We start from the raw sequence: 7,345 nt of genomic DNA, 5'->3' as shown, positions 1-7,345 counted from the left end.
AAACTCATTTAAATCACTTTGCTATTAAGTACAAATTGATTCTTAGAGCGAACCAGATTGCTTGGCAGGAGCTTAAAAATATGGCAGCTTAAAATTGACCGTGCGTAACATGAGTTATCATTGAACCAGCGTACTATCCCAATGTTTTTATCATTCATCATTTTATCCTTATCAGATTATCCTTATCAGATTGATATCGGCCTACTTTGGCTATTTCTTACTTAAAAGTAGAGAGTAAACTTAGGTTTTTCTATGGAGGTAAACCTGCAAATTTTAAGGTTTCCAACGCGGGCAGCAAAATATTCTAGGAGAGATAAGCTTTTAGTTCAAACCGTTTAAGGCTTCCTTTATCGTTTTATAATTAAAATTAAAGCCCTGAGCAAGTAAGCGTGTTGGTTCCACTCGTTCAGAATCGGTTAAAACAACATAGGCGTCTCCTATCAATAGTTTTAATAAGGATTTGGGGAGGCTAAATCCTGAAATAAGCTTACACCATGCTAATTCGCTCAATAACTCCGCGCTTTGGCATGGGAGGGGGGCGGTAATGTTAACCGCTCCATTGCGAAGCGTTTTGGAATCAGCAATAAAGGTAATGGCTTGGCTAAGATCATCACTATGCACAAAGGGAATATATTGCTTACCGGAGCCTAGTTTAGTAATCAAAAAAAAGCTTGCTAATTTGAAATAGGGAAGGAGTCCCCCTTGTTGGCTTAAAACATGGCCTATGCGTAAATTGATAACATCGCAGGGTGCTTGCGAGGCTCTTTGCTCTATTTCCTCACAAACCTTGATTCTAAATAAGCTGCCTTTTTCCTCGTTGACTACCGGGCGGCTCTCTTCACTTAATAATTGCGCTCCCGCATCTCCATAGTATCCCGCTGCAGAGGCTTGTAAATATTTCAGCGGTTTGTGCTTGGCACGCGCAATATTCTCTATAATGCGATGGATAATGGCATAGCGAGACTCAGCTATTTTCAATTTAAAAGAAGAGGACCATCTTTTTGCACCAGGATTTTCACCACTTAAATTAATGATGATCGTATTTTTATCTATTAAATCCGACCAATCCTCATCAATGAGCCTTAGTCTAATTCCTTCAATGTTTATTTTCGTAGTTAAAAATCGGCTTAGACAGTATACCTCATAACCCTTTTTCAGGAAGGCTAGGCAAACCGTTCTTCCAATCATCCCTGAGCCACCGGCGACAATAATTCTTTTAGGAGGGGCGGGGAGAGGATAATTGATCGTAAAGCGTCCATAATAATGCACAATAGTCCCCAGCAAGGGGAGGGAGATTTTACCCTCAAATAACCAGCCTTTTTCGCAGGGCTTTTCTTCCCAGGATGATTTTGGTAAAAGAAATTGCGGGAGAGGAATTTTAAATAAATTGTAAAAAACAAGGCCGCAAGATTGGTTGTTTAAGCGGTTATTTTCTTGACTAATGGTATAAATAAATTGAAATAATTTATCAAATAGCCCCCCAACGCTCTCGCTCAAATAAATTTGCCGGTTAAAATCACAATAAAGGCTATGAGTTGTAGTGTAGGTTTTTTGTTGAGGTGTTTGGTAGCCGAAGACTCTTCGCCAGCATTGAATATCCGGCGCTACATTCATGACTTCAGCGTAAAAGGGCTGCGACTCCATCTCTGGGGGAAGCCCTAAGATCTTCAAGAGCGGGCTTAAAAACTTAGCTCGCTTAACGCTTACCTCGCCTATCCCATCCATTGCAATCTTGGCGGTTTTAAATTGTTTTATATGATCTTCCAGCCAAACATAATTAGCAAAAACTCGTGCAAATAGCGTGGTGGAAGCCGCATCCCTTACTATGTTTGGAGGGATTTGCCAGTAAATTGCTTTTCGCGAGCCTCCTAAACTTTTTGATACAACATACTCAAATATTCTCTGTTGTAAATTGGGTGCTAAAAGAGTTGCGCCCTGCATTAAGAAATCTCTTAGTGCTCTAACTAAGGGATTTTTTATTTGCCCGAGAGTGGCTATGCTATCTGCCAATTTCTGTACTGTTAATGCGCGAGGTTTTCGCTCCTTCGCATAATCGTTGATGCCCTGTAAATAATCAACTCTATCTAATTTAGAAACAAAACAGGCAGCATCTTCTATACATAAGCCTGCTCCTTGGGCTAAGTTTGGGGCAGTAGCATGGGCAGCATCGCCCATTAGGACAATCCGATTATCCTTCGAAGTCCACGGAAAGCGCTCAATCCCCGCCATTTTTTCAATATCTGTCCTAAGGATGTGTTTGGTTAATTTAAGCAGTTGGGCGATGTCGACTAAAACAGCTTGCTCCTCGTTTCGGATTGGTTGCCAAGCCTGCACCAAATTTAAAAGAAATTGCTTGGTCTTTTCATCCACTAATTGGACGGTATTGATCGGAGAGAGATAAGGATGAGCTTGTTGCGTTTCAATAGCTATAAACCAAAAAACGCCTGGAGGTCTTAATGGCACATAACCAAAGCGGAGAATATGATGACCATAAAGCTCTGACTCGGACTTACCCCAAAGTTCAAAGGAGCTTGACCACCAATTTGGTGAGCTATCTTGGGGGAGCTGCGTATTGGCGCGAAAATAGGTATAACTTAAGGCCGTAGGGTAGACCGGCGGTAATTGTAATTCGGCCATTAAACAATTTCTAATTTGTGAGTGGATGCCATCACAGCCAATAAGCACATCACCCACATAGTGAATGCCGTTATGTTCAATCACAATTTTATCGCCCTGTCGTTCATAGTATCGGATTTTTTGGCCATTTATAATTTGAATGTCGGCGCTATTTTTTAAAGCGTCTAGGAGCGTGTTGACTAGATCTTGCCGATGCAGGCATTGAATGGGAAAGCGGGAAGAAAAATCTCTAGGTGCTTTCGCCAAATACCTTCCCTGGGAGTCTCGATAACTGGGCGAGGGCATAATAAAACCATAATGTTCAATAAAATGTACATAGCCCGGAATAGTCTGTAATACCGCTTGGCTGGGGGGCCAAAGTCCGATTCCTCCACCCAAACTATCTTGATGATGTTCTGGACGGGTTTCAAATAAGGTAATTTGAACTTTGAATTGTTTTTTTCCATGGATTAATAAATTGGCTAAGGTTAAGCCTGTTATGCCTCCGCCAATTATCAGCACATGCATGGTTTCAGTCAAAATAGGCTCCTAGATTTATAGTTAGAGATGTGCCTCGCACTACATAAATTGAAATTACGCTATACTCTATTGATTCCCTCTAGGTATATATTTAGTAAATTTATAGGACTAACTCAATAAGAAATCGCATTCGACCCTTAAAAACTGCAAAGGAAAAAAGGATGAGAACCAATCAAAGGAGTATTGTACCCTCATGGAGTGCACTGTTTGCCGGAGCCTTAGGGGGCTTAGGTCTAAATTTCCTATTTAATTTATTGGCTCTTGCTATTGGTTTAGCGTGTTTTTCGGTGGATGAGACGGGAAAAACATTATTTTCATTAGGCGGATGTTTAGGCTTTGGCTTCTTCACTTTGCTGGCAATGTTCCTAAACGGCTGGCTTGCGGGAATTCTGTCTCCGCGAAACTTAGAAGCAAAAGCCTGGGGTTTATTATGGGGCTTTTTATCCTGGTGCATTTTATTAGTTTTTACCATTATCTTACTGATGAATATGATTCAATTTTTAGCCTTTCACTCCAATTTTACTTCTAATTTAGTGGCTATTAAAATTCAAAATAATGCACCTATGCTCACTGAAACTAAAGCACATGGATTAAAAACCTCCCCTCTATCGTTTAATATCGAAACTAATAAAAAAATCATTACCCTCAATGCCTTTATAACCTTTATTCTGTTTGCTATGGGGGCTGTCGCAAGTTCAATAGGGGGATTGGCCGGATACAGTTGTAGTAAGAGGAATGACTTTGATGATTAAATCTTATGAGGAGCTATAAATGAAAAAAAATAGGGAAACCCCCAGGGAAAATGATTTCCCATTCAACAGTTTACTCGATATGTATTTAGATACTTATAATGGCTCTGCCTGGAATTTAACCTCTCTAATAAACACCTATTCCAATCCTTTTTTTGAAAATACTATGCTTTTATTTCTTAAGAATAGCCAAATGACGCTCGACTATTGGCAGTCAATGATGAACCAATTTGAAGCCGGTTGTCGAAACAATCGCCTGCAACGTTCCTCTCAAAAGGTAGCGAAAACCTAATTAGCTGCATTCCTTTAAAGAAGAACGGTGTTCAAAAATAGAAGCATAAAAAATTATTAGACTCTCATCTTTTATTGTTTCTTTTTACCCTTATCTTTTTCATTGGTATTCGCATTAGGCTTACTTTGTGTTTTATCCGCTCTTTTAACCGCGTGGGGCTGGGGGTTTTGATAACTTTTCATAAGAGCTCCTTTCATTTTATTCGTCTATTAAGTATAGACGACCGCTAAAAAGCTAGTGTTTGTGTCTACCCTTATTAAAAATTGGCCTATTTTGCTGTAAGCATTACTAATGTGTAGCTTCTCATACTAGGCCTGTGTTAAATAAAGTAAATGGCCGAATACACACAGACTTATCCACAGAAACTGTGGATATCTATATCGAAAAAATTACTTTAAAAAAACAAGATAAAACCAATGAGAACAAGGAGATACCTTAAAATGTGCCAGTTAGAATGATGCTATAGGGTGGTTCGGGGCTGAGAGTTATCCACAATGTTGCAGAGAAGGGGCTGGAGTAAAAACAGAAAGAGGATAACTAAATAAAAGTAAAAAAAACAGTCTTGACGAATAGCTTTTTTTAATAATTTTATATTTTCTCATTTCTTTAATCTAAAGCAAAATCAGTGCGGCACTAAGCATTAAGGTTGACGACTTGCGGCAGCTGAAATGATTTTACAACTAACGAAGCGTCAGGCAATTATTGTCTAAAAAAATATAAAACAGACTTATTTGTTGAGAAAATTGCCTGCTACTGTTAAAATACTGCCCTTTTTATTTAAGGAAAAAACAATGCAAGTCAAAATCGCTTCTGCGAGCTGTAATCAAACAGGTGGCGATTGGCCACGTAATCTAGCAAATATTTGTCAAGCTATTGACAAAGCGATTAGTGATGGAGCAGATCTTTTGTGTTTAGAAGAACTTGTAGTATAAGGTTTGTACCAATGGTAAAAATAAAATAGCGTCTCTATATTAAATTAAAGAAATAGCTGCACAAAGATATTTTAGGTGTTTAACACGTACAAGGATGCAGAATGGTTTCATTATGGAATGCTATTACCAATATAACCTCCACCTATCCCTGCCTGGAATCCAAGCTCGAAGTGGATGTTCTTATTATTGGTGGAGGGATTACTGGGATTACGGCTGCAAAACAACTCCTCGACTCCGGCAAGACAGTTGCCTTAATAGAAGCCCACACTATTGGCGGAATGACGACGGGATCATCTACGGGTAACCTTTATGTCCCAGTACAAGCTTTTTATCGAAGTATTGAACGCCATTTTAATTTAAATACAGCAATAACCGTAGCTCAGTCGCGGCAAATTGCTATTAACTACATCGAAAGTACGGTTCATGAGTTCGCAATTAACTGTCAATTTAAAAAACGGCCTTGGTATGCTTATACGAATCAAAGCGATAATATTCTTTTTAAACAGGAAATAGAGCTTTGGCAGCAAATGAAGCTAGGAATAGAGGAGGTGCAAAGTTTACCCCTCGATTTAAAATTCAAACAAGCGATAATGCTACGGGATCAAGCCCGCTTTAATCCTTTACAATATGTGGTAAGTCTGGCCCAAGTTTTATATAAAAAAGGCTGTCATTTATTTGAAAATACCCGCGCGCTAGGTATTCATGAAGCGGAGCTTTGTACAGTAAGCACAGAAAAAGCCACTATTACTGCCCAAAAAGTAATTATTGCGACCCATACGCCAATTGGCATTAATACTACCCAATTTTATCTAGCACCTTATCGAAGTTATGTAGTCGCGGTGCGTTTAAAAAATAAAGAATACCCTGAAGGGCAGTTCCGAGATATGGATAATTCCGGCTACATCTTATGTACTCATCCTCATACTCATAATGAACCAGAATTATTAATGATTGCAGGGCAACATCATAAGACAGGTCAGGGTGTTAATATGCACCGGCATTTTAACGCCCTAAGTCGCTGTTTAGAGCAGCAATTTGATGTTGAGGAAACCGTTTATCAATGGTCGGCGCAACATTATCATGCAGCAGACAGTATCCCTTATATCGGTCTTGCCAACTCTTCTAGCAAACATTGTTACTTAGCAACCGGTTATTTTGCCGATGGCTTAGTCTATGGAACGCTAGCTGGGATTATTTTGGGCGATTTACTCGCTGGCAAAAAAAATGAACTGTTCGAAACTTACAACGCGCAACGTAAAGATTTTTTGAATTCGGCTCCTTTTTTATTCAGAGAAAATGGTAATGCACTAGTACAGTATTTAAAAGATCTCCCACTCTTTTCTGCGCTTAACCCTGAGGATTTAAAGGTCGGTGAAGGGAAAATAACAGAGATTAACCGGATAAAATACGCAGTCTCCAAAACAGAGGACAAGGGCTTGAATGTCATTGCAGCGACCTGTCCCCATATGAAGGGTATTGTCGCCTGGAATGATGCGGAACAGACTTGGGATTGTCCTCTTCATGGCAGTCGTTTTACGCCCACAGGAGAGGTGATTGAGGGGCCCGCAACTTGCCCTTTGCAAAAACATAAAAACGTACACAAGGACTCTTAATATGGCTATAGCAGCAGTGATTCTTTTTGCTTTAACGATATTAGGGGGCGCTTATTTAATTACTTATGTGCTGGAGGGGAAAAATACACCCAAAGGTGTGGCGATACTTCATGGAGCGGTAGGTAGCTTAGCACTAATTACCTTATTAATAGCAGGGTTTTATTTTCATGTACTCTTAAAAGTTTTAATTATTTTTATCGCTGTAGCGATCGGAGGCATATTCTTAGCTTATTATGATCTGACAGGTAAAAAAATACCCCAAATTTTAGCCCTGGGACATGGGGCTATGGCTATTATCGGCTTTATTATGCTCTTGCTCGTAGTATTTAAATAAATATTCTCTGTACGAGCGATTCTTAGCTCCGCCCTTGCCAGTCTTGTTGCTCAGCAACTAGAAATCCTATCGTATAGACATAGGTATTATTTGTATCTAACCTCATGCAGAAATAATTAAAATGTTCGTTTCGGAATGCTAGAACCCTGCAGGGCCACCTCATGAAAAAAATCTAGCTTAAATCGGTAAATAATGAGAGGCTAGCTTCATTTAAATGGATATAGGAATGAAGCTGGAAGAAGGATTTTTAGATTTTTTTATTTCACTTG

At 39.3% G+C, this 7,345-nt stretch carries 7 protein-coding genes; 5 read left to right on the top strand and 2 right to left on the bottom strand.

What is annotated here, in order from left to right; translation table 11 throughout:
- Positions 1 to 8: 8 nt before the first annotated feature.
- A complete protein-coding gene (locus ELY15_RS16200; protein ID WP_158617472.1) occupies positions 9 to 161 on the bottom strand; it encodes a hypothetical protein in 153 nt (50 codons plus the stop codon).
- Positions 162 to 321: 160 nt separating this feature from the next.
- Entirely contained in the window at positions 322 to 3,156 is a 2,835-nt protein-coding gene (locus ELY15_RS12110; RefSeq protein WP_127100381.1) for a DUF1731 domain-containing protein, read from the bottom strand.
- 161 nt (positions 3,157 to 3,317) lie between these two features.
- Here ELY15_RS12110 and ELY15_RS12105 point away from each other — a divergent pair, with 161 nt between their 5' ends.
- The 5 genes from ELY15_RS12105 to ELY15_RS12090 all read left to right on the top strand — a co-directional run bounded on the left by ELY15_RS12105 (position 3,318) and on the right by ELY15_RS12090 (position 7,076).
- On the top strand, positions 3,318 to 3,908 hold the full coding sequence (locus tag ELY15_RS12105) for a hypothetical protein (protein ID WP_127100379.1): 591 nt from the start codon (positions 3,318 to 3,320) through the stop codon (positions 3,906 to 3,908).
- 19 nt (positions 3,909 to 3,927) lie between these two features.
- The gene (locus ELY15_RS12100) at positions 3,928 to 4,197 is read left to right on the top strand and encodes a hypothetical protein (RefSeq protein WP_127100377.1); all 270 of its coding nucleotides are present in this window, start codon (positions 3,928 to 3,930) and stop codon (positions 4,195 to 4,197) included.
- A 791-nt stretch (positions 4,198 to 4,988) separates the two neighbouring features.
- Positions 4,989 to 5,129: a hypothetical protein gene (locus ELY15_RS16195; RefSeq protein WP_158617471.1), complete on the top strand. Its 141-nt coding sequence runs from the start codon at positions 4,989 to 4,991 to the stop codon at positions 5,127 to 5,129.
- Between the two features lie 101 nt (positions 5,130 to 5,230).
- A complete protein-coding gene (locus ELY15_RS12095) occupies positions 5,231 to 6,742 on the top strand; it encodes an FAD-dependent oxidoreductase (protein ID WP_127100375.1) in 1,512 nt (503 codons plus the stop codon).
- A 1-nt stretch (position 6,743) separates the two neighbouring features.
- Positions 6,744 to 7,076, top strand: a complete 333-nt coding sequence (locus ELY15_RS12090; protein WP_127100373.1) for a hypothetical protein — start codon at positions 6,744 to 6,746, stop codon at positions 7,074 to 7,076.
- Positions 7,077 to 7,345: the final 269 nt, after the last annotated feature.

Origin of the sequence: Legionella sp. km772 (genome assembly GCF_003989735.1) — a bacterium.
Lineage (GTDB): Bacteria > Pseudomonadota > Gammaproteobacteria > Legionellales > Legionellaceae > Legionella.
The sequence above is the reverse complement of the archived record's forward strand: the minus strand, read 5'-3'. Positions and strand labels throughout refer to the sequence as shown.